The 21,640-nt window shown below is 39.2% G+C and carries 22 protein-coding genes and 3 riboswitches; of the genes, 7 read left to right on the forward strand and 15 right to left on the reverse strand.

Going from position 1 to position 21,640, the window contains the following annotated elements; genetic code table 11:
• Nucleotides 1-643: 643 nt before the first annotated feature.
• Both MLE14_RS12260 and MLE14_RS12265 read right to left on the reverse strand, forming a co-directional pair.
• On the reverse strand, nt 644-898 hold the full coding sequence (locus MLE14_RS12260; RefSeq protein WP_243298668.1) for a spore coat protein: 255 nt from the start codon (nt 896-898) through the stop codon (nt 644-646).
• 12 nt (nt 899-910) lie between these two features.
• Nucleotides 911-1,096, reverse strand: a complete 186-nt coding sequence (locus tag MLE14_RS12265) for a hypothetical protein (protein WP_097158663.1) — start codon at nt 1,094-1,096, stop codon at nt 911-913.
• A 232-nt stretch (nt 1,097-1,328) separates the two neighbouring features.
• Between MLE14_RS12265 and MLE14_RS12270 the strand changes: the two genes are divergently transcribed.
• Together MLE14_RS12270 and MLE14_RS12275 are read left to right on the forward strand one after the other, a co-directional pair.
• Complete coding sequence (locus MLE14_RS12270; protein ID WP_243298669.1) at nt 1,329-2,126, forward strand: arylamine N-acetyltransferase; 798 nt, start codon at nt 1,329-1,331, stop codon at nt 2,124-2,126.
• A gap of 262 nt (nt 2,127-2,388) precedes the next feature.
• A complete protein-coding gene (locus tag MLE14_RS12275; protein WP_243298670.1) occupies nt 2,389-3,270 on the forward strand; it encodes an aminoglycoside 6-adenylyltransferase in 882 nt (293 codons plus the stop codon).
• Nucleotides 3,271-3,335: 65 nt separating this feature from the next.
• Here the strand turns inward: MLE14_RS12275 and MLE14_RS12280 are convergent, their stop codons facing one another.
• Together MLE14_RS12280 and MLE14_RS12285 are read right to left on the reverse strand one after the other, a co-directional pair.
• Nucleotides 3,336-4,646 (reverse strand): nucleobase:cation symporter-2 family protein, encoded by a 1,311-nt coding sequence (locus MLE14_RS12280; RefSeq protein WP_243298671.1) that lies wholly within the window; start codon nt 4,644-4,646, stop codon nt 3,336-3,338.
• Entirely contained in the window at nt 4,627-5,226 is a 600-nt protein-coding gene (locus tag MLE14_RS12285) for a xanthine phosphoribosyltransferase (protein ID WP_243298672.1), read from the reverse strand. The genes MLE14_RS12280 and MLE14_RS12285 overlap by 20 nt, the downstream gene beginning before the upstream one ends.
• Nucleotides 5,227-5,374: 148 nt before the next feature.
• Nucleotides 5,375-5,476, reverse strand: a riboswitch (purine riboswitch).
• 536 nt (nt 5,477-6,012) lie between these two features.
• Between MLE14_RS12285 and MLE14_RS12290 the strand changes: the two genes are divergently transcribed.
• The gene (locus MLE14_RS12290; protein ID WP_243298673.1) at nt 6,013-6,609 is read left to right on the forward strand and encodes an NADPH-dependent FMN reductase; all 597 of its coding nucleotides are present in this window, start codon (nt 6,013-6,015) and stop codon (nt 6,607-6,609) included.
• Nucleotides 6,610-6,857: 248 nt separating this feature from the next.
• On the opposite strand, the gene MLE14_RS12295 is transcribed toward MLE14_RS12290, so the two are convergent.
• The 8 genes from MLE14_RS12295 to MLE14_RS12330 all read right to left on the reverse strand — a co-directional run bounded on the left by MLE14_RS12295 (nt 6,858) and on the right by MLE14_RS12330 (nt 15,369).
• Nucleotides 6,858-7,721, reverse strand: a complete 864-nt coding sequence (locus MLE14_RS12295; protein ID WP_243298674.1) for a zinc ribbon domain-containing protein — start codon at nt 7,719-7,721, stop codon at nt 6,858-6,860.
• Between the two features lie 498 nt (nt 7,722-8,219).
• A complete protein-coding gene (locus MLE14_RS12300; protein WP_243298675.1) occupies nt 8,220-8,993 on the reverse strand; it encodes an ABC transporter ATP-binding protein in 774 nt (257 codons plus the stop codon).
• Between the two features lie 4 nt (nt 8,994-8,997).
• Nucleotides 8,998-9,792 (reverse strand): ABC transporter permease, encoded by a 795-nt coding sequence (locus MLE14_RS12305; RefSeq protein WP_243298676.1) that lies wholly within the window; start codon nt 9,790-9,792, stop codon nt 8,998-9,000.
• Nucleotides 9,793-9,856: 64 nt separating this feature from the next.
• Nucleotides 9,857-10,864: an ABC transporter substrate-binding protein gene (locus MLE14_RS12310; protein ID WP_243298677.1), complete on the reverse strand. Its 1,008-nt coding sequence runs from the start codon at nt 10,862-10,864 to the stop codon at nt 9,857-9,859.
• A gap of 23 nt (nt 10,865-10,887) precedes the next feature.
• Nucleotides 10,888-12,000 carry a histidinol-phosphate transaminase gene (hisC, locus tag MLE14_RS12315; RefSeq protein WP_243298678.1) on the reverse strand — a complete coding sequence of 371 codons (1,113 nt, stop codon included), beginning with the start codon at nt 11,998-12,000 and terminating at the stop codon, nt 10,888-10,890.
• A complete protein-coding gene (locus MLE14_RS12320) occupies nt 11,997-13,091 on the reverse strand; it encodes an iron-containing alcohol dehydrogenase family protein (protein WP_243298679.1) in 1,095 nt (364 codons plus the stop codon). The genes hisC and MLE14_RS12320 overlap by 4 nt, the downstream gene beginning before the upstream one ends.
• Before the next feature lie 245 nt (nt 13,092-13,336).
• Complete coding sequence (locus MLE14_RS12325; protein ID WP_243298680.1) at nt 13,337-14,296, reverse strand: ATP-grasp domain-containing protein; 960 nt, start codon at nt 14,294-14,296, stop codon at nt 13,337-13,339.
• Between the two features lie 20 nt (nt 14,297-14,316).
• Complete coding sequence (locus tag MLE14_RS12330; RefSeq protein WP_243298681.1) at nt 14,317-15,369, reverse strand: LLM class flavin-dependent oxidoreductase; 1,053 nt, start codon at nt 15,367-15,369, stop codon at nt 14,317-14,319.
• Between the two features lie 143 nt (nt 15,370-15,512).
• Nucleotides 15,513-15,620, reverse strand: a riboswitch (SAM riboswitch).
• A 245-nt stretch (nt 15,621-15,865) separates the two neighbouring features.
• Nucleotides 15,866-15,971: riboswitch (SAM riboswitch) on the forward strand.
• A 92-nt stretch (nt 15,972-16,063) separates the two neighbouring features.
• On the opposite strand from MLE14_RS12330, the gene MLE14_RS12335 reads away from it, so the two are divergent.
• Nucleotides 16,064-17,170 (forward strand): 5-methyltetrahydropteroyltriglutamate--homocysteine S-methyltransferase, encoded by a 1,107-nt coding sequence (locus MLE14_RS12335; protein WP_243298682.1) that lies wholly within the window; start codon nt 16,064-16,066, stop codon nt 17,168-17,170.
• A gap of 108 nt (nt 17,171-17,278) precedes the next feature.
• Here the strand turns inward: MLE14_RS12335 and MLE14_RS12340 are convergent, their stop codons facing one another.
• The 3 genes from MLE14_RS12340 to MLE14_RS12350 are packed head-to-tail and all read right to left on the reverse strand — an operon-like array spanning nt 17,279 to nt 18,197.
• Nucleotides 17,279-17,557, reverse strand: coding sequence for a DUF3784 domain-containing protein (locus MLE14_RS12340; RefSeq protein ID WP_243298683.1), 279 nt, complete (start codon nt 17,555-17,557; stop codon nt 17,279-17,281).
• Nucleotides 17,558-17,600: 43 nt separating this feature from the next.
• On the reverse strand, nt 17,601-17,972 hold the full coding sequence (locus tag MLE14_RS12345) for a hypothetical protein (RefSeq protein WP_243298684.1): 372 nt from the start codon (nt 17,970-17,972) through the stop codon (nt 17,601-17,603).
• 12 nt (nt 17,973-17,984) lie between these two features.
• Entirely contained in the window at nt 17,985-18,197 is a 213-nt protein-coding gene (locus MLE14_RS12350; RefSeq protein ID WP_243298685.1) for a helix-turn-helix transcriptional regulator, read from the reverse strand.
• A 254-nt stretch (nt 18,198-18,451) separates the two neighbouring features.
• On the opposite strand from MLE14_RS12350, the gene MLE14_RS12355 reads away from it, so the two are divergent.
• The 3 genes from MLE14_RS12355 (at nt 18,452) to MLE14_RS12365 (ending at nt 21,552) form a co-directional block, all read left to right on the forward strand.
• A complete protein-coding gene (locus tag MLE14_RS12355; protein ID WP_243298686.1) occupies nt 18,452-19,780 on the forward strand; it encodes an extracellular solute-binding protein in 1,329 nt (442 codons plus the stop codon).
• Nucleotides 19,781-19,846: 66 nt separating this feature from the next.
• Nucleotides 19,847-20,725 carry a carbohydrate ABC transporter permease gene (locus tag MLE14_RS12360; protein ID WP_243298687.1) on the forward strand — a complete coding sequence of 293 codons (879 nt, stop codon included), beginning with the start codon at nt 19,847-19,849 and terminating at the stop codon, nt 20,723-20,725.
• On the forward strand, nt 20,722-21,552 hold the full coding sequence (locus tag MLE14_RS12365) for a carbohydrate ABC transporter permease (protein ID WP_243298688.1): 831 nt from the start codon (nt 20,722-20,724) through the stop codon (nt 21,550-21,552). The genes MLE14_RS12360 and MLE14_RS12365 overlap by 4 nt, the downstream gene beginning before the upstream one ends.
• Nucleotides 21,553-21,640 lie beyond the last annotated feature (88 nt).

The following is a 21,640-nucleotide window of genomic DNA, read 5'->3' on the forward strand; positions in this document are numbered from 1 at the left end:
AGTGAGTCTGTCCGAATGAACCTCTGATTCGGACAGGAAAAGCGTAAAAATCAGTGAGTCTGTCCGAATGAACCTCTGCTTCGGACAGGAAAAGCGTGAAAATCAGTGAGTCTGTCCGAATGAACCCCTGATTCGGACAAGAAAAACGTAAAAATCAGTGAGTCTGTCCGAATGAACCCCTGATTCGGACAGGAAAAGCGTAGAATTCAGAGGAGCAGTCCGAATGCGCCTGTGATTCGGACAGGAAAAGCGTAAAATTCAGAGGAGTAGTCCGAATGAACCTCTGATTCGGACAGGAAAAGCGTAGAATTCAGAGGAGCAGTCCGAATGAACCCCTGATTCGGACAGGAAAATCGTGAAAATCAGTGAGTCTGTCCGAATGAGCCCCTGATTCGAACACGAAACGATTAAAATGCGTGCAATTCTGTTCAAATCCGCACGATTCGAGTGGATTTCGTTGGGATGTATGAAGCCTATCCGATCGACCTTTATGTAGTACACAAATTGGTAGCAATGCCAACAAAGCTTACGAAAAGAGCTTTTTATAAAAATAAAAAACCTATGGCACAAATTGATTCTTGAGAATTTGTGCCATAGGGCAGCTAGTCATCAGGATTCATTCATTTTTCCCAGTTAAATGGTATTATTGTCCGGACATTAATTGAGATTTTAGCTGCTGAACCACTTCTTGTGAAGCAGGAGCAGATGGCTGATAGTATCCTTTTTGGAGTGCGAATTCATATAGCTCTCTTTGGCGCGCTTCATCTTGATTTCTTAATTGAATTAAAACCTGCCGTAGCTGGGGATTATTTGATTCGCTAATATAGCTCGCATACCCCGTTAGGCTCGCGTTTAATCCTGCTAAATAATCACTGACGATATCCTTATCTTGTAACATGATCATCCCACCTTATCCTAAAAAATTTAATAGTTGCTGTTGAGCTTGTCTAGCTGATTGGGCATCCCTTTGCAGCATTGTTTTTAATTGCGGATCTGTGCAGCTTTGGGCATAGGTTTCTAATTTTTTTGCGACTGTCGCATGTCCGCCAATGAGATGACGCAAATTTTCAACCTCAAGTTCGGTTAAATTATTCACAGCAATATCCTCCTTTTCCATATATCATTTGTAATTTTCCCATGTTTTGAAAAGAAATACTTTTGCATGGAATTTTCATTAAACTTTTATTTAATCTGTACGGATATATTTTCCAATCTATTCTTTTTTTTATGGTAAACTGACGTTAATGCTTATGTTGGTCTATTCAATTTAATTAAACAAACGTTTGTATAATTCTAGCTGGCATAAATGGCAGAGGGAGGATATAAGTTTGAGAGACTATTTAAATAAGCTAGGAATTGGCACGGTAAAAGGAAATTCACTAAAACAAATAGAAGAATTAACAAGAGCACATTTACATACGTTTCCGTTTGAACTGATTAGCAAATATACTCTTGCGGACGAAAATTTCAAAAAGAGAATTCCGAGTGTTTCGGAATTCTTAGAGCGGCATGACAAATTAGGATGGGGCGGCAATTGTTATGTATTGAATGGCCGTTATGTTCAGCTTTTAGATTGGTTAGGATATGATGTTAAACTCGTTCCAGTTGAAAAAGGGCATATTGCGATTTGGCTCAAATGGAAAGGAGATGAATATCTGGTTGACGCTGGGTATGCTGGACCGTTTTTTGAACCGATCCCGATTAAGAAGGGAGATTGGATAGTGGAAACAATGTATGAAACCTCTTATTTTGAGCGGTCAGAGGATGGAGGAATTGTTTGGACTCGAGTCCTGGATGGAGGGAAGCCGATTGTCACAAAGACGCTTTACCTTCGCAAGCTGACTAGGGAAGAATTTAACTACTGGCTGCAGCGGTCTTACACGGATATACCAGAAAACCGTCTTTTCCGTAAAATCGAAGTTACATGGTATCCAAATGAGGAGCGGCATCAAATCATGAATTCGACATACACAGTCCATAAACCAAATGGAGAGCAGTTCGAAAAAATTTATGAGAATAGAGAAGAATGGATTCAGCTGATTGAAGAAAAGGCTGGAATATCCAGGGTTTCAACTGAAAAAGCTTTAAGCTTTTTGAGTGAACGGGGAGTGGAATTGTTTACTTAGTTTTTTAAAAATTTCTAGCACGCGGATCTTTTGCTATGGAAATCGTTTTAAATAAAGGCTACATACGTAAAAGGTGATAAAAATGGTAGACGTAATGACCGAAATAAAAATTCAGTTTCCCATCGAAATGGTTTCAGCGTATGCCGCAAATCCTGATCATGCACCAGAAATGAAATAATTAGGTCGAAGTTATTGGTGAGACGGGTACTTGGCCATTCTAATGGATTTCACCATGTACTTAATAAAAGAGGTGAATCAAGTTTTGAGAAGCGACAAGGAAATGTTTGATTTAATTATAGGGGTAGCCGAAAAGGATGAACGAATTCGGGCTGTTTATATGAACGGGTCAAGAACCAATCCAAATGTGCCAAAAGATATTTTTCAAGACTACGATATTGTGTATGTGGTAAACGAAACGGGATCTTTTCTAAAAGATATGAACTGGATTCATGTGTTTGGAGATTTGCTGATTATTCAAGAACCAGATAAAAATAATAAGCTCTTAGGAAAAGAGATGGATTTCGATCGGTCTTATACATATCTCATGCTTTTTACAGATGGAAATCGGATAGACCTTCATATCGAAACAATAGAAGCCATGCTAGAAGGGTACGGCAGCGATAAACTGACAATTCCTTTATTAGATAAAGATAATATTTTACCAAGGATTGGTGCACCTACAGATATTGATTATCATGTAAAAAAGCCTACTGAAGCAGAGTTTATCATCTGCTGCAACGAATTTTGGTGGTGCTTGCAAAACGTCGCTAAAGGCATTTGGCGTGATGAATTGCCATATGCAAAACTCATGTTTGAATATACAAGTAAGGCCATGCTCGATTGTGTTGTTTCATGGTGGATTGGGATGAAGCATGATTTTCGAGTTTCACCAGGTAAGCTCGGGAAGTATTTTAAAAAATTTCTTCCTGAACACTATTGGGAGATGTATAAGAAAACTTATTCTGACAGTCATTATGACAACATGTGGGCCTCTATATTTGTTGCGTGTGATTTGTTTCGGAAATTAGCTAAAGAAATTGCTGAAAATTTATCGTTTACATACCCAATTGCTGATGATACAAACATGATGAAGTACCTTAAACGTGTAAGGGAACTGCCAGCTGATGCAGAGGGGATTTTTTAAAATACGAAAATAGTATTATTAAAAATAAAGCCTGGCTCCATATCAGCCAGGCTTTACCTAATCTATTAAGATACTTTTTCCTCAGCAATTGGATGTGCCAACACTGCCTTTTTAGAAGGAATTACATTAAAAATAATATTCAAAATGATAGCTGTAACACTTCCGGCAACGATTCCGTTATCGGTCAGTATCTGTACACTTTCAGGCAGTTTAGAGAAAATGTCTGGTACCACCGTTACTCCTAGTCCCATTCCAACTGAACATGCAATAATTAATAGGTTTTCTTGTTTACCAAAGTCAACCCGGCCTAACATCTTAATTCCATAGGCAACAACCATGCCGAACATCGCGACCATTGCCCCTCCTAAAACAGGTGTTGGAATGATGGTTGTAAAGGCTCCGATTTTTGGAACTAAGCCAAGAAGAATAAGGAGAGCCCCAGTCAGATAAATAATCTTCTTTGTTTTAACCCCTGAAAGCTGGATCAGTCCTACATTTTGCGAATAAGTTGTATAAGGAAATGCATTGAAAATGGCGCCTAATACAATGGCCAATCCCTCAGCACGATAGCCCCGCGCAACGTCTTTTTCTGTAATATTTTCTTCACAGATATCACTCAGGGCAAAATAGACGCCTGTCGATTCTACTAAACTAACTAGTGCAACGAGAATCATTGTAATCACTGCTGTCCATTCGATCGTTGGTGTGCCGAAATAGAACGGTTTTACCATGTGAAACCAAGATGCGTCAGCAACAGGTGTAAAGTCAACCATCCCCATAAATGCGCCAGCAACAGTTCCTAATATAAGCCCGAGTAAAATTGCAATGGAACGGATAAAGCCAGTGAAGAATCGGAATAAAAGAATAATAAATACCAAAGTTCCAAGAGCTAGTGCAAGATTAGGAAGGGCCCCGAAGTTTTCACTACCCTGACCGCCTGCCATATTGTTCATCGCAACTGGAATCAAGGTAATTCCAATAATGGTTACAACAGATCCTGTGACAACCGGCGGAAAATAAGGAACAAGCTTTCCAAATACCCCGGAAATGAGGATGACAAATAACCCTGATAGTAAGATTGAACCATAGACAGCTCCAACACCATATTCACCGCCAATGGCAATCATTGGACCGACAGCTGTAAATGTACATCCAAGTACAACTGGTAAGCCGATTCCGAAAAATTTGTTTTTCCATACCTGTAAAACCGTAGCAATTCCACACATTAAAATATCAACGGATACCAAGTAGGTCAGCTGTTCACCAGTCATACCTAAAGCTCCGCCAACAATCAGCGGAACAATAATAGCACCAGCATACATCGCTAATACGTGTTGAATGCTTAAGGAAACTAATTTAAATGGCTGTTTTCTCATAGTCTACCTCCTCTAAAAATTGGACATTTCCAGCTTCTAATGAGCTGATTCGCGCCAAAGATTCAACACGAATAGCTTGTTCTTCTAAACGTTTTCTGCCTGATTGGAATGCTTTTTCAATCACAATTCCAATACCTTTTGTTTCAGCCCCAGCCTTTTTGACTAATTCTAGCAGGCCGAATGCAGCTTCCCCATTTGCGAGGAAATCATCTATAATCAGCACCCGGTCTCCTGCGTTTATATATTCCTTAGAAATAGAAATTGTGTTGGTTTCCCGCTTTGTAAAAGAATAAACCTCTGCGGTGAATAAATCATCGACTAATGTCAGCGGTTTTCTTTTTTTGGCAAATACAAACGGAACTCCAAAATTCAAAGCTGTCATCATCGCAGGTGCAATCCCGGATGATTCTAATGTAAGAACCTTTGTAATCCCATCATGGCGAAAACGCAGATAAAATTCATCGCCTATCGCCTTCATTAGCTGTGGATCGACTTGATGATTAAGAAAAGAATCCACTTTTAAAACGGTATCAGACAATACTTTCCCGTTTTGTCTGATTTTTTCATGAAGCAATTTCAATGATTATGCCCCCTTTATTAAAATAGTAATCTCCGATCTTTGGGGCATAAAAAAAGCCCAAAAGATCATTACATTCACATCTATACAGAGTGAAGCAATGCCCTTCTGAGCTAACATCTTTAGGGATGAAAATAATCCGTAAATCGGACATCTTCCATTGCTCACTCATAGTCGGATTATTTACGGTAACCCGGTAGAGACTTGCGAGCCATATTCCCGCGATTATATGAGTGAATGCTATATAAAATTACGAAAACATTATAGCATACATCTAGAAGATAACAAGATGGAGATTCTTGTTAAATAAAGATTGAGCAGATTAATAGTCATGATGGCAAGGATTTTAGTAAGCTAATGGAGGGTGCGGGAAACAATTTTACATCGAAGCTTTTCAGTTGACAATTTTGATTGGGATATACTATGATATGTCTTGTATTCAAAAATCTCCAATTAGAGATAAACGAATATAAGATAAACAGGAATATAGTCTTGGGTATAAAGTTCCATAATTTTAAATATTTTTATCGGATGAGCTCTAATGACTATTAGGGGACATATATCTCAAAATTGAGAATTGTGAATAGGTACTATTTTTAAATACCTAATATAGTCAATAGAGCGAATCTTGATGAAAATAAATCGGGGAACTTATGAGTTATAAAATGGGCTTAAACTCTCAAATTTGAGATTTAAGATATATTTCCCTTCATTTTAAGGAAAATTGGAACGAATCCAATTATGGCTGTATTTTTAGGATGTCAGATGTACCGATAGGTGGTGTATAAAATGGGATTTTTCGACAAGCTATTTCGCAATACAACAACCGAGGAGGAAAAACCAATGGATAAATTAAAAATTGGTATTATTTTGGGATCTACTCGTCAAGGACGTGTTAGCACACAAGTAGGAGAATGGGTAAAAGGAATTGCTGACAAACGTGGAGATGCTGAATACGAAATCGTAGACATTGCAGACTACAAATTACCATTCTTAGGAGAAACAGATGGTTCTGAGCCTGGAATCGCTGCTTGGAATGAAAAGTTGGCAAGTCTTGATGGATTTGTATTCATCGTAGCAGAATACAATCACAGCATTACAGGAGCACTTAAAAATGCGCTTGATATGGCTCGTGAAGCTTGGAACAACAAAGCTGCAGGTATTGTCAGCTATGGTTCAACAGGTGGAGCTCGTGCAGCTGAACACCTTCGTGGAATTCTAGGTGAATTAATGGTTGCGGATGTTCGTACTCATCCAACATTGTCATTATTCACTGACTTTGAAAACTTCTCTGTTTTCAAACCACAAGATCTGCACCTTGATAATGTAAACCTCATGCTTGACCAAGTAGTTGCTTGGAGCGGTGCATTAAAGACTCTACGATAAAACGCCTTTTAAAATGAAGGGAAACCGAAAGAGGGGATCAATTGGATCTCCTCTTTTTTAAATTCAATTTGCCGTGATTCGTGTCTGTCACGTCCCGAAATTTACAGAAAAAAGACACCCTGATTGCGGGTGTCAATACTTGAAATTTCTATGAAGCAGGCTACTTTGGTTTTTCTAAGAAAACTCATGCTGTTAGCACGATGGAAGCAATTTGGAATAAATATAAGCCGAACCAGAACAAATGACGATTAATAAAATCCGCCGCCAAAAATACTGGAGAATGCACTTACCAATGAGTCAAATAACATTTCACCCATAATGCGCAGTGCGATAAAGGTTAGTACATAAGTTATTAGAATTCCGTAAACCTTATCTAATCCTTCCTGAGATGCCTTGCTATAGCTTGTAACAACTAAAGCTGGAACTAAGAAAATCGCACCAACTAAGCCAAAGAATAATAAATAGATAAATAGACTGACATTTAATAAAGATAAAATAAGTGCCAAAGCAAGAATGGTTACAAATGGTATTAGGAAGCTGGCAAAACGTGAGACAATTTCTTTGAAACTGCTATTAACTTTGGCTAATTTAACAGCAACGAATGAAAAGGCTGCTATTAGAAAAATAAAAATAACGTAAGCGATAAATGGTTTAATGACTACATCAGCAAAGGGAGGATTAATATCCATTGATTCGCCGAAGAACTCAGCACCAAAATCATTTAGATCACCTATTACTCCTTTTAATGCAAAGTAAATGATTAAAGGCACCAGTAATGAATAAAGAATAATGGTAATAATTCCATTAATAAACTGTTCTTCCCCAGCTTTAACAGAAGCTGAATAAGGCTGTTTTAGCACCTGGACAAAGGAATTGAAGTAAGACTTTGATATTTTTTTAGCACCCTCTACATACTGGCTCGCTTGAACGTTAGAAGCAGGTTCAGGTTGAGACACATATTCTTCCTTTGTTCCGGAAACTTGGTGTGGTGCTTGTACAGGTTGGTTATCTGGTCCAATCACAGTCTCATCAGATGTGCTTGAAAGCTGAGTCCCGCACTTAACGCAAAACTTACCCCCTTCATTTTCATGACTACAATTCGGACAAATCATCAAGTATTCTTCCTCTCTGAAATAAGTTAATAGGCATATGACTTTATACCCATTTATGTAAATACTATCTAATTATATAGAAAATTAGCAGAATTACCATACATTTCAATTAAAAATTTGCAAAAAATCAATGAATGCCTGCCGCTCCCTGATGGTTGTTGAAAACTAGAGGTAAGCAATGGGCACAAAGGTGTTAAAACGTTTGCTTTATTGGTAGCCACAATTTTCCTGTTTATGAATCATTAATGTACCAGAGGAAGCGGGAAGGATTATTATAACAATCATCACCGTTGAGGGAACATTTATAGAATTAATTTTCCTTTATATGTTACGGAAATTTAAAAGTATTGTTTGAGTTGCCACACACCTTGAATAACGGATTTTATGTCCAATCCGAAACCGGTATTTAATCAAAGAACATACATTTGGTTTATTAACAAAACCATTAGATATAAAAAGCACCCTTTGCTTTAAAAGCATAGAGTGCTAAATTTTTGCTTAAACCGACTTCAAACTCTCTTCCCGGATTAATTCCAATAATTCGGCTTTTAATGCAGCGAATTCCGGACTTGCCTTGCTTTGATAATCTCTTGGGCGGGGAAGAGGGACTTTAATGTTCGCCTTGAGACGTCCTGGTCTGGCTGTCATAACGTAGACGGAGTCACCTAAAAAGATAGACTCTTCCACATCATGGGTGATAAACAGAATCGTTTTTTTCGATTCTTCCCATACTTTCAGAAGAATTTCCTGCATGATCGAACGGGTTTGAGCATCTAAGGCGCCAAATGGTTCATCCATCAGTAATATTTCAGGATCATTGGCAAGGGCCCGGGCAATGGCGACCCGTTGCTTCATCCCTCCTGAAAGCTGAATCGGGTAATGTTTTTCAAATCCGCTTAAACCAATCATATTTAAATAATGTTGGGCCACTTCCTGCTGTTCTTTTTTCGAAACACCTTTTAACTTAAGGCCAAATGAGATGTTTTCGTCGACCGTTAACCAAGGGTACAGAGAATAGGTTTGAAATACCATTCCCCGGTCAGGACCTGGTCCTTTAACCTCTTTTCCATCGACCAGCACTTTCCCTGAAGTAGGCTCTTCCAGCCCTGCAACGACTCGTAAAATCGTAGACTTTCCGCACCCAGAAGGGCCTAAGATCGTAACAAACTCTCCTTCTTCAACTGTAAAGGAGGTTTGGTTCAGAGCCACTACATCTCCACTTTTCGTTGAAAAAACTTTTCCGACTTGATCGATTACTAGCTTTGTTGTCATGGTGTTATCCTTCCTTTCTCATCCAGCCAAATGATAAGCGGTAGATCGTTTTGAAAATCAAATCGGTTAGTAGACCTAGAAGACCAATTATCAAAATTCCGACAATGATTTCTTCTGAATTTAGGAAGCGGGAGGCTTGCATGATCATATACCCGAGTCCGCTTGAAGCCCCAACAATTTCGGCTACAACCAGGTAAGTCCAGGCCCAGCCAAACGTAATCCGAAGTGTATCAACAATTCCAGGAAGAGAAGCAGGCAAAATAACCTTCGTAAATAATTGGCCTCTGCTAACTCCTAACGTGTAGGAAACCTCGATCAGTTCATTCTGTACATTTTTTGTAACGTCCATCACCATTAAAGTCAGCTGGAAGAAGGTTCCGAAGAAGATAACCGCCATTTTTTCGGTTTCGCCAAGTCCAATCCAAAGGATAAATAAAGGAATAAATGCAGAGGCAGGCATATAACGGATAAAGCCAATAAATGGTTCAAATGCTGCCTGAAAAATGCGCAAAGAGCCCATTAAGATCCCTAGTGGTACCCCAATTGCAGCTGCCAATAAAAAGCCAAGAGCGACACGGGAAAAACTAATGCCAATGTCAGCCAAAATCTCTCCATCTTGAAACATTGAAATCGCAGTGGTAACTATTTTGTCCGGTGCAGGCAAGAACAAAGGACTTATGAAACCTCCGTAAGTTAAAACAGACCAGATGACGATGAATAGGAAAAAGGTAGTTAAACCGGCTCCAATTGATAGTTTTTTTGAAATTTCCTTCTTAGGTGTAAAGATTGATTTCCACATTTTTTGAACTCCTCCATCATTGCTTAATGAAAAAAGGAGGCCAAGACAGGCGCTCCTTGCTTGTTTACTGCCCTTCTACAAAGGTTGAGTTCAAGACCTCATCTGCACTTGGGGCTGTTTCGATTAGCCCTTGCTCTAAATAGAAGTCACTAGCTTTTTGTGCTGAGCTATAAATATCACCTTGCTGCTCACTTGTTCCAAATAGTTCTTTATTTGCTTGTCCATCCAAAAATTTAAGACCTTTCACTGTAGCAGTAAATTCTTCCACATCAATATTTAAACCATCAGCCATAATCTGATTGGATTCTTCTTCATTTTCCTTCCAATAATCCATTGCTTCTGCCATTGCATTGACAAGGGCTTGAATATCCTCAGGGCGTTCTTCCACTACATTTTTTCTAAATCCGACGGTGTCCACGATAATTCCTGGCAAATCCTTAGTTGAGACGAGAATTTTTCCGTTTGCCTCTGAGGCTTTAGACAACCAAGGCTCCCAAGTGACGGCTGCATCAACTTGACCAGCGACAAAAGCTGCTCCTGCATCACCAGCTGACATCTGTACCATTTCTACATCTTGATCTGTCAAACCTGCTTCTTCTAAAGCAGTAAGCAGAAGAAGGTGGCTCGTCGATCCTTGTTCAAAGGCAACCTTTTTCCCTTTTAAATCTTCAACAGTGCTGATCTCATTTTTTACGATAATTCCATCTCCGCCATAGGAGTCATCTAATAGCCAGACAACCTCCATTGGAACATCGGCGGCTGCCATTGTAACCTGAACATCTAATGCAGTCGCCATTCCATCAACTTGTCCGCCAGCAAGCGCTTGCTTCCGTTCTGCTAATCCTTCAATGATGGAAAGCTCCACGTCAATACCATGCTTTTCAAAAAATCCTTTTTCTTGTGCTAAAAAGAGCGGCCCATAGCCTGTCCACGTTGGAAGTGTAACTTTTAAAGGTTTTTTTGCTGAGCTATCTTGTTCGCCAGCTGCGTTGTTGTCGGATTCAGAAGCTCCACACGCAGCCAATACGAATAGTACGAATATAGATAGAAGTGCTAATGCTATTTTTTTCATTGCTTGGTTCTCCTTCAGTTCATTTATTTATGAAAAATAGAATATAAGGCGTTCATTAATGCTGCCAGCTCGTTCTCTGCACCAACAGATATTCTGAGAGAGGTCGTTAATCCATATCCGGAAAGATCGCGCACGATAATTCCATATTGTTCAGAAAGGAGAGTGAATAACTCGCCACTGTTATACCCGGTATCGACATAAACGAAATTTCCATAACTTTTAATATATTTAAAACCAAGCTCTTCAAATGCCGCATATAAAAGACTTTTGCCGGTATCATTGATCCTTCGAGCATTTTGAACATGCTCTTGATCTTCGAGACTGGCAACTGCCCCAGCCTGAGCAACACTATTGACATTAAAAGGCGGGCGGACCTGGTGAATTGCATGTACAATTGGTTCTGGCCCGATTCCATAACCAAGTCGGGCCGCAGCCATGGAATAAATTTTTGAGAAAGTTCGAATCACAAACACAGGATAATTTTCTTTTACAAACGGAATCGAAGAGAAGTACTCAGGTCCGTTCGCGTATTCATGATAGGCTTCATCTATGACTACAATGACATGATCCGGAAGCTGTTGGAAAAAGGCATCAAGCTCCTGTTTCGGGATTACTGCACCGGTTGGATTGTTTGGATTACAGAGACAGATTAGTTTGGTTTTGGTTGTGATTCGATCTAATATCGCCTGTAAATCGATGCCTAAATCCTCTTTCATTGGAGAAAGTATAGGTGTTGCTCCCATTAAATGAGCAGAGGCTAAGTATTGAACAAAGGTAACTTCAGGAATGATGACTTCATCCCCTGGGTCAAGATAGGTTTGTGCAACCATCGTAATCATTTCATCGGCTCCGTTGGACAAAATGATGTTTTCTGGCAGAACACCTTCTATTTCTGCAATTTTTTGCTGAACAAGCGTGCCTGTTGAACTAGGGTAAAGATTTAAAGTTTGGAGTGCCTGTTGCATAGCTTTAATTGCCTTAGGAGAAGGTCCTAATGGATTTTCATTGAATGATAGCTTAAAAACTTGTTGTTTTCCTAAAATCTTCTTCATTTCTTCGACTGGAAGGTCTGCAAGCTGAGAGGAATATGGCATCAGCTTCGGATAAACCTCGCGTACTAATTGTTCCACTTTCACTGTATATTCACCAACTTCCCAATTTCCTCGACGTGTTGAATTGCGTTTATAACCATAGAAGGAGTGACCTCAAATGGCATATTTGCCATATCCTCGATGGTGACAGATACCTCGCCTAATTGCTTCCACTGAGCAGGTGAAAGAGTTTTAATGCCCAACTGTTCTAGCAGATAGGGTAATTCCACTTTTTGATAAAAAGATATAAGATTCGTAATCTCTTCTTTTGGCTTATCTTCAAGGCTTAGCTGTGCTAAAATGCCGTAAGCTACAATTTCTCCATGATAGGTATGATGAACTTCAGGGAAAATGGTTAGCCCAGAATAAATAGCGTGTGCTGCTGCTGTACGGCAATCATCGCCGCCATATCCGCTCACACTTCCGCTTACAAGGATAATGCTATCAACCACATCTTCAAGTGCAGAGGTTACTATGCCTTGCTTAGAAGCATTGATTGCAGCTTCTCCCTGCTCCAAAAGCAGCTGATAGATTCCGTGAGCGAGCCTTACAGCACTTTGATTTCGTGCATTAGGCTGTACTTTTTGAACAGATGCCCTTGATTCAAACCATTTGGCGAGTGTATCGCCAATCCCGGCAACCAAAAATCGGTATGGAGCTGATTGAATAATCTCCATATCGACAAGAACTACATTTGGTGCCTTTGATTTGCGGCTGATTTCAATAAAAATGCCCTCATCATCGTAGAGAATGGAAATCGGAGTAGCGGCTGCACAGGTAGCTGCAATCGTAGGAACTGCAATTAAAGGAAGCTTTGCAGCAAATGCAACAGCTTTAACTGTATCTAACACCTTCCCTCCACCGACACCGATTAGGACGTCAGGCTTGATCTCCTGTACAATTTCAATGAGTCTATTAATCTCTCTCCAAGAACATTCACCACTAAAAGGGATTGATCCAAGAAGAGGGAGCTGATTCTTTTCAAGACTTTTCATTATTTTCGGTTCCGCAACTGACAATGCTGTTTGCCCGCCAATTACTAATACTGTTTGTCCATATTCTTTTACATAAAGCCCAATTTCCTTAAGTACATTCGTCTTGCGAACATACTCTCCCGGCCCGGTCACAACCTTCATGTTGCCAACTCCTATATAAAAATTGCATTTATATACAATATATAGAATGAATATACGGAAGGCAAGAGGAAAAGTGTCTGGAATCACTCGAATTTTGTCGAAAACGCTTTCGGAGCGTGGCTGCTTTAAAAACAAAAAGTTATAAATCCCCATATCTGCGGATTAACTACATGGTTAAACAAACGTTTGTTTAAATCCCTATAAAAAACCCTCTCAACTTTTTAGTTGAAAGGGTTTTTACCATCTTATAAACTTTTAACCGACTTAACTCCCTCTAGTTTTCTCAATTCTTCTCCAAGAAATTTAGCGACTTCCAGCATTCCAAACTTTCCGGCTTTTGCTTCTGCATCGGAATTATAGTTTGTGTTGGTATTGATATCATAGGTATAGACATTGCCATTTGCGTCGCGAATAAATTCAATGCCTGCAACTTCAATCTTATTTTCTTGCAAACATTGCTCATAATCTTTAATAAAGTCTTCATTGAAATCTTCAATAATTGCAAACTTTGGTTTTTCCTCCTGTTCACCAACAGGGCAGAATAAATCATTAATCTGACAAGCGTCAGCTGGGCAAAGTTCAAATCCTTCTGATGTGTCAACTTTCACAGCATACATAAATTTACCGCCTACAAATTCGCAGCGAGTAATGGATGAGTCAGGGGACTGGATGTATTCCTGAATCAATGTAATTCCGTCCACCGGCAATTCAAATGCAGGTCCATACACGTATTCCTGAAGGGCATCAATCGTGTGAAATAATTGAACGCCTAGTCCTTTACCAGCCCGGTTATGCTTGGTAATAAAGGATGGTGCACCCAACTTGCGCGCAGCTTCGATAATTTGTTCTTTCCCAACCGCAGCAATCGTTTTAGGTGTGCGAATTCCAGATTGGTTTAATGCCATGTACTGATTTACTTTACTAACTTCCAGTCTTAATGCGCGAGTGCCATTAATCACTCTTCGTCCATGTCTTTCAAGCCAGGCAAGCACGGCTTCTGTCATTTCAGGTGCGAAGCGATGATTCCGTGTATGGGAGGACGCACTCATTCGGCTATAAAAAACTCCCTCAGGCGGCTCTTGTGATAAATCAATCACACCTTCGTCTAAAAACCATTGTTCATAGGGCAACTCTAATTCTTCTAATCTTTTGACAAGGTGGTCCGTCCACTCTTGGTTTTCGTGAAGAACATAAATTTTGCTCATTTTAACCCCTCTTTTCCGTATTACAAAATCGTTTGTTTATTTCTCAGTTTTTCAACTAAAGGTATGACATCTCTAGAGAAACGTTCCATTTCTTCCAATTGTGGAGAGAACTGAAGTAAAAGCAGATCAACTCCTGCCTCTTCAAACGCAAGAATTCGTTCTGCGATTTGCTCTGGAGTACCAATTAAATTAGGACGTAATCCTCGGTTAGAAACGGAATAGTCATATAGTTTAACTTGCTGTTCCAATTGGGACTTTCCGACAAAATCTTTATAACCTGCATAACCGCTGGATTCTTTAACATTTGTAATTCGCGTAAGCTCTTGCCGGGCCTCTTCTTCTGTATCACGGCATATAATATAAGCTGCCATGCCAAAAGAGCGGAATGGCTCTTTCCCTGCTTCTTCTCGGCGATGCTTCATATCATCAATCTTTTGTTTTATTTCCTCAACTGTTCCTCCGTGCATGACATAGGCATCACAGCTGTTAACGATTGCTTGTTTGCCGCGTGGACTTTCCCCTCCGGCATAGAGGATCGGGTTAGGACGTTGTACTGGTTTCGGGAAAAGATGTGTATTTTTAAGAGAATAAAATTTTCCTTCATAATTAAGCACATCTTCTGTCCATAGTCCTTTTAATACCTCAATAAACTCTTCAGTCCGGTCATAGCGTTCATCGTGCTCTGTAAATATTCCTCCATATTGCCGGGCTTCCTCTTCCCACCAGGCGGAAACCACATTAAGTGTGAAGCGGCCATTACTGATTCGGTCAATATTCGCAGCCATTTTAGCGGTTACGGCAGGATTATGGAAACCAGGGCGTATGGCTGTCATGATTTCAATTTTATTCGTAACAGCTGCTAAAGCCGCGGCGGTAGACCAGGCCTCGAGTGAATCATGCTCTGGTCCTTTTATATCATTTAAGTAAAGCTCCGCAATTAAGGTCGTATCATAACCCCAATTTTCTGCGGATTGAATGACTTTTTTGGCATATTCAAAGGTTGGAGGCATTTTCTCATCATCTACATTTCGAAGCCATCCTCCAAAAATCGGTAACCAAAATCCATATCTCATCGGTAGTCATCTCCTTGTGCAATGGTTCCTTAAGCAGGTCCCTATTAAACTGAAATTTTTAGTTCAGTAATCCTTTAATTAGTTAAAACAAAAAAATATGGACCTTCGAAGATGAAAGGTCCATATTGTTTATGGTTAAGTACCTCTTATCTTCTAGGCGCATTAGCCTACTGGAATTAGCACCTTGCCCATATCTTAGGGTGGTTGCTGAGACATCATCGGGCCAGTCCCTACGTCTCTCTTGATAAGAACCAATATTCAATTTTTTCACTGAACTATGATTATTACCATAAACGAAGAATCTGCAAAATGCAAGAGGAAAATAGCACTTAAAATCTGGGGCGGATCAGTCCATTTGGAGGGGGCCGATTTGGGTATTACTAGAACGCTCTTAATTTTTTCAGTTGCCATGAAGAAGGAAATTTTAAAAAAGTTCTTTCTTTTTTTAAATAAAGTTGGTAGTATTACAGACATATAGTTGTGAATTGAATATGATTTCTTATCAAGAGAGGTTGAGGGTAAGGCCCTATGACACCTCAGCAACCTGTCAGCATTGACAAGGTGCTAATTCCTGCAGGTTTATAGAACCTGAAAGATAAGAGGATGACTGACATATCAAAATGGTCTCTTCTTATGAAGAGGCTTTTCTTATTCTGAATCCTTGAACAAAATGTAAGGTAGGGAGAAGAACGTAATGACAGAGACAAAGACTGTAAAAGCGCCATACAAAGCGGATCATGTGGGAAGTTTTTTAAGACCTGAGCGAATCAAACAAGCTCGCTTGCAAAAGGATAAGGGAGAGATTTCAGCAGAACAGCTTCGCGAGATAGAAAATGAGGAGATTATTAAATTAGTTGAAAAGCAAAAGGCTGCTGGGCTTCACTCGATAACCGATGGTGAGTTCAGAAGAGCTTACTGGCACTTTGACTTTTTAGAAAACCTGGTTGGTGTTGAGGGCTATGAAGCGGAAAAGGGAATACAGTTTCATGGGGCTGTGACAAAGGCTCACTCTATTCGTGTCGTAGGAAAAATCGATTTTGACGGTCATCCAATGCTCGAGGATTATAAATTCTTACATTCAATTGTTGGAGATCAGCATGTTGCGAAGATGACGATTCCTAGCCCTAATATGCTTTTCTATAGAGGCAATATTGATAAAGAAATTTATCCGAATGAAGAGTTGTTGTTAGCCGATATAACAAAGGCTTATAAGAAGGCAATTCAAGCATTCTATGATGCAGGGTGCAGATATTTGCAGCTCGATGACACATCATGGGCTGTTTTTCTATCTGAACAAGGTGAACAAATGATTCGCGAGCGGGGACAGGAGCCGGAACATCTCAAACAATTATTTGCTAAAGCCATTAACGAATCAATTGAAGACCGTCCAGAAGACATGTTGATTACAATGCATATTTGCCGCGGTAATTTCCGCTCAACTTATAGCGCTACCGGTCCTTATGAAGGTGCTGCAAAAACCATTTTTGGTGAACTAAAGGCAGACGGGCTATTTCTGGAGTATGATGATGACCGTTCAGGCGGATTTGAACCGCTTCGTTACGTAAAACGCGACAATCTTCACATTGTACTAGGTTTAATCACTTCAAAATTTGCTGAGCTAGAACCAGTTGAGAACATTAAAAAACGGATTGAAGAGGCGTCACAATATGTGCCAAAAAGCCAATTATGCCTCAGCCCTCAATGCGGCTTTGCCTCAACCGAAGAAGGCAACATCCTAACCGAAGAAGAACAATGGGCCAAAATCCGCCACGTCATAGAGATTGCAAGAGAAGTTTGGTGAAACAGGGGGACGGTTCTTGTGTTTCATTCTTCCAGTTCTGTTTAAAAGAGTGAATAGCCTCTTATAAAAAAGATCAGGTGTGTATACTCCTGATCTTTTTCCTGTAACTTATTCCACCATCTTCGTATTAACGTACACCAGCAAAACAACAAATCCCATAAGAAATATTGGCAATAAAATTTCTACATCCGGATTGTCAATGAATGAACTGATTATAAAAACAATGCCTGCTGCTAAATTATATGAACCTACTAAACTGGCTAATTTTTTTTGATCTTTCACACGTCTATAATTAAAACCAGATAGTAGCCATGTCTGTTTTTTATACCCGATTAAATAAGCAAGCACTAAAAGAATAGCACCGATCACAATAAAATGCTGATTCATACGGGGTACCTCCCTAATAGTATAGTTTCATGCATATGAAAGTTTATTTCCGTTTCACAATGGCCGGACCAATAAAGTAGGCAATATAGAAGGTAGCACCTAGATAAAAAATCAGGTAGTTTACCGGAATGGTTTGGCGTTCAAGAATGAGTTCGGCAATCAATAAATAAAGCAGTAAAAGTAAATTGGCCACCGAAAAAATCTGAATCGTACATCGTTTAATATTAAGATTTACTCTTTCATCGTACTCAATTTCATCATTTGCCTCTTTCCTTTTCATTCTGATCCATTTTAAGCCAGCTACACTAATTGCAAGTGCTGCTAAAATCCCCCATTGTAAATCAGCAGTTAGTAAATACACAATTCCAAAAATACTGATCGATGCAATGATGATTGCAAATAAGTTTATTTGCATCATTCTCCCTCCTTACTCTTCTATCCAAAACAACTCATCAACAGGTTTTTCTAGATGCTTACTAATAAGCAAACAAACCCGAATAGTAGGATTGTATTTTTGTGCTTCTATGAGATTCATCGTTTGTCTGGTAACTCCAACTAGCTTAGCTAAGTCGCCTTGGGTTAGCCCACCTTTTTCAATACGGGCAATTTTAACCTTGTTTTTAATTATTATTTCCTCCAAAATCAGATCCCGTCCCTTCGAGGTCTTCATTACAAATTGTAATATATAATTTCCAAATGTCAAATATATTTTACATTTGAAGCATCAGGGACGGTTCTTGCGTTTCAATAAAATGAAACGCAAGAACCGTCCCTGTGTTTCATCAGAAAATAGGAATAAAGTACAGTTTTCTATTAAAACGAAATATTACAGGTGATTTCGAATTATACATACATATAACAAAGTGATGTTAATTTGGAAAGCGGGGTTAATTTATGAAAAAGCTTTTAGTCCTTTTATCTTCTATTTTTCTAATTACCGGCTGCAGCTCTAATGGTAATGACAATGACCAGGATAGTGCAGGAAAAGTAGAAATAGAAGTTATGATGTTTGAAGGCGGATTTGGTTCAGAATGGGTGAAAGAATCAGCAAAAAGCTTCATGGAATTAAACGATCATGTAGAAATAAAAGTTACATCCAGTCCTGATATTCATACCCAATTACAAACGAGATTTTTGTCCGAGGATGTCCCTGATTTGGTAAACCCTGGTCCAAGCTTTGATATTCAGGGAGTTATTAACGAAGGTATGATAGAGCCATTAGATGATTATTTACAAGAGAATGCCTATGATAGCGATCAAAAATGGCTTGATACTTTTGAAACAGAACAATTTAATTTGAAAAAAGAAGGGAAAATCTATGGGCTGCCCACCATTTTCTCACCAGGTTACATTTGGTGGTATGACGAAAAATTGTTTGAAGAAAATGGATGGGAATTGCCTGAAACACAAGATGATTTATACGCCTTAAAAGAACAAGCAGAAAGGCAAGGAATTTCTGTCTTTGCCGTTCCGGGATTACACCCTGGATACTACTGGAACGGGATTTATTTACCTCTTGTTGAAAGGATTGGCGGGAAACAAGTTATTCTTGATGCATTTAATTTAAAAGAAGGGGCCTGGGAACACGAAGCATTTGTCGAGGCTGCAAAAGAATCACAAAGAATGGTCGAAGAGGGTCTGTTTTTAGAAGGGACTTTTGGCCTTTCCCATACCGAAGCTCAAACCTTGTTTTTTCAGCGAAAAGCATTATTCGTGATGGCGGGCTCGTGGTTAGAAGGCGAAATGAAGGATGTAATCCCTGACGATTTCAAACTTAGGGCATTCAATCAGCCATCTTATCCTGGCGGTAATGGAGAACAGCTTACACCCGTATCTACGGGTTGGGGAGGAGCCTGGTATATTCCTAGCGGGTCCGAAAACAAAGAAGAAACGGTTGAATTCCTAAAGTTCTTATCTAGCGAACAAGAAGTTGAAAAAATGGTGAAAATGAAAGGTCTCGCAAGTGTTGTTAAAGGAACAGATGATGCTATTGGATCCGAAGCACTAAAAAGTGCACTGAACGTTTTGTCAGGTGCTGAAGGTTCTTATGCACCAACTGCCATAAATGACTCTTATCCTGAAATGACGAACAATCTTATTAATATTTATCAAAGCTTAATGTTAGGAGAAATAACGCCAGAGGAATTTGTAAAGCAAGCTGAGGAGTATGCAGAGCAAACAAGAAATGACTCGAATATAGAAAAGGTAGAAATCTCCTGGTGATTGTAAGGTTAGTAATGAGAGGTCTAACTGTTTTTAGACCTCTTTATTTTGAAAGGTAGTGGGACAATGAGGAACAAAGGTGAAAGATGGTTCATATTTCTGTTTTTATTACCGGCTTCTTTGTTGTACATCACTTTTGTTATGTATCCATCTTTTAACGCACTTCGTATGAGCTTTTATAATTGGCGGGGAATTGGAACCAAAACATGGATAGGATCTGAAAATTATAAACGGATGCTGGAAGATGAAAATTTTATTAATGCCTTTATGGTTACAGGAAAATATATATTATTTCAGATTCCGCTAGTTTTAATTTTATCAATCGTTATTGCTTTAACGATTTCTCACTTTATCAAAACAAAATGGTTTAATATCTATCGGTCGATTACATTCTTCCCATATATTTTGCCAGGAGTTGCAATAGCGATGCTTTGGGCCACCATCTTTAATCCGGTTAGCGGCATGTTAAATGGAATATTAGATTTGGCTGGTTTAGACAGTTTGAAAAATGAATGGCTAGGGAGATCAGAGACTGCATTTGAAAGTGTTGTTTTTGTTAACGTATGGAGTATGGTGGGATTTTATAGCATTTTAATTTTAGCGGCTATTTTAAACATACCCCGAGATCTTTTAGAAGCAGCCGAAATAGACGGGGCATCCAAATTTCAACAGGCAATCTTTATCACATTGCCAATGCTCAAGGATATTTTGCAAGTGGTTATTATTTTTACCTTAATAAACACATTAAAGGTTTTTGAGATGCCGCAATTGTTAACGGCTGGCGGACCAAACCGCTCTACTCAGCCAATCTCACTCTATATGTATGAACAGGCCTTTACAAACTTTAACTTTGGGTATGCTTCTGCGATTGGGGTGGTATTTTTAGTTCTGACTCTGATTGCTTCCTTGCTCACGTTGAGGATAACGAGGAGGGGTGAGGGATGAAAAAAACAGTGAGAATGATCGGAAATCATTTCATTCTGGCAATCGTATCACTATTCATTATTATTCCTGTTATTTGGGTATTTGTTAACTCAATTAAAGCTTCAGCTGACATATTGTTAGAGCCTTTATCATTTCCCCGTGAGTTTGCTTTTGATAACTACATCAGGGCATGGAGTGAGGCTGGGTTCGGCACGGGATTTATTAACAGCGTGATTGTAACCTTGATTTCTGTCACGTTAATAGTCCTGGTTTCTGCAATGGCGGCTTATGTACTAAGCAGAAAAAAATTTCGCTTTCGCGTTGCCATTGAAAACACATTTTTAATGGGACTAATGTTGCCTACATTCCTGGCAATGGCTCCGCTATTCCTATTAATGAACGATTTACATTTAGTGAATACTTTCCATGGGTTAATCATGGTTTATACCGCTTATTCCTTATCGTTCACAATCTTTATGTTAACAGCTTTTTTTAAACAAATTCCATATTCATTAGAGGAAGCAGCGATCATTGATGGATGCGGACCGTTTACATTATTTTGGAAAGTCATGTTTCCATTAGCGAAACCAGGTTTGATTTCGGCTGCCATTTTTAATTTTGTAGGCATTTGGAACGAATATATTCTCGCATTAATTTTAATCAATGAAGAACAGTTTAAGACCTTGCCGCTTAAACTAGCAAATATTATGATGGTGCAACAATATCATACAGACTGGGGAGCGCTTTATGCAGGTCTTGTCATGTCCTTTATTCCTGTTACCATCTTCTATTTAATCTTTCAAAAGCGTCTGATTGAAGGTTCGACTGCCGGCGCTGTTAAGGAGTGAATCAGGGGGACGGTTCTTCCGTTTCACCCTTTTTTAATTTGATGAAAAGAGGAGAACTCCTGATTGCTTTATAGCATTGTGAAGCTTC

Origin of the sequence: Bacillus litorisediminis, from assembly GCF_022808645.1 — a bacterium.
Lineage (GTDB): Bacteria > Bacillota > Bacilli > Bacillales > JC228 > Bacillus_BF > Bacillus_BF litorisediminis.

Bases quoted from the DNA above. Each gene is read 5' to 3' on its own strand.
- MLE14_RS12260 (WP_243298668.1), bottom strand. From the start codon at position 898: ATGTTACAAGATAAGGATATCGTCAGTGATTATTTAGCAGGATTAAAC.
- MLE14_RS12280 (WP_243298671.1), bottom strand. From the start codon at position 4,646: ATGAGAAAACAGCCATTTAAATTAGTTTCCTTAAGCATTCAACACGTA.
- MLE14_RS12290 (WP_243298673.1), top strand. From the start codon at position 6,013: ATGGGATTTTTCGACAAGCTATTTCGCAATACAACAACCGAGGAGGAA.
- MLE14_RS12295 (WP_243298674.1), bottom strand. From the start codon at position 7,721: ATGATTTGTCCGAATTGTAGTCATGAAAATGAAGGGGGTAAGTTTTGC.
- MLE14_RS12300 (WP_243298675.1), bottom strand. From the start codon at position 8,993: ATGACAACAAAGCTAGTAATCGATCAAGTCGGAAAAGTTTTTTCAACG.
- MLE14_RS12305 (WP_243298676.1), bottom strand. From the start codon at position 9,792: ATGTGGAAATCAATCTTTACACCTAAGAAGGAAATTTCAAAAAAACTA.
- MLE14_RS12310 (WP_243298677.1), bottom strand. From the start codon at position 10,864: ATGAAAAAAATAGCATTAGCACTTCTATCTATATTCGTACTATTCGTA.
- MLE14_RS12320 (WP_243298679.1), bottom strand. From the start codon at position 13,091: ATGAAGGTTGTGACCGGGCCGGGAGAGTATGTTCGCAAGACGAATGTA.
- MLE14_RS12325 (WP_243298680.1), bottom strand. From the start codon at position 14,296: ATGAGCAAAATTTATGTTCTTCACGAAAACCAAGAGTGGACGGACCAC.
- MLE14_RS12330 (WP_243298681.1), bottom strand. From the start codon at position 15,369: ATGAGATATGGATTTTGGTTACCGATTTTTGGAGGATGGCTTCGAAAT.
- MLE14_RS12335 (WP_243298682.1), top strand. From the start codon at position 16,064: ATGACAGAGACAAAGACTGTAAAAGCGCCATACAAAGCGGATCATGTG.
- MLE14_RS12340 (WP_243298683.1), bottom strand. From the start codon at position 17,557: ATGAATCAGCATTTTATTGTGATCGGTGCTATTCTTTTAGTGCTTGCT.
- MLE14_RS12345 (WP_243298684.1), bottom strand. From the start codon at position 17,972: ATGCAAATAAACTTATTTGCAATCATCATTGCATCGATCAGTATTTTT.
- MLE14_RS12355 (WP_243298686.1), top strand. From the start codon at position 18,452: ATGAAAAAGCTTTTAGTCCTTTTATCTTCTATTTTTCTAATTACCGGC.
- MLE14_RS12360 (WP_243298687.1), top strand. From the start codon at position 19,847: ATGAGGAACAAAGGTGAAAGATGGTTCATATTTCTGTTTTTATTACCG.
- MLE14_RS12365 (WP_243298688.1), top strand. From the start codon at position 20,722: ATGAAAAAAACAGTGAGAATGATCGGAAATCATTTCATTCTGGCAATC.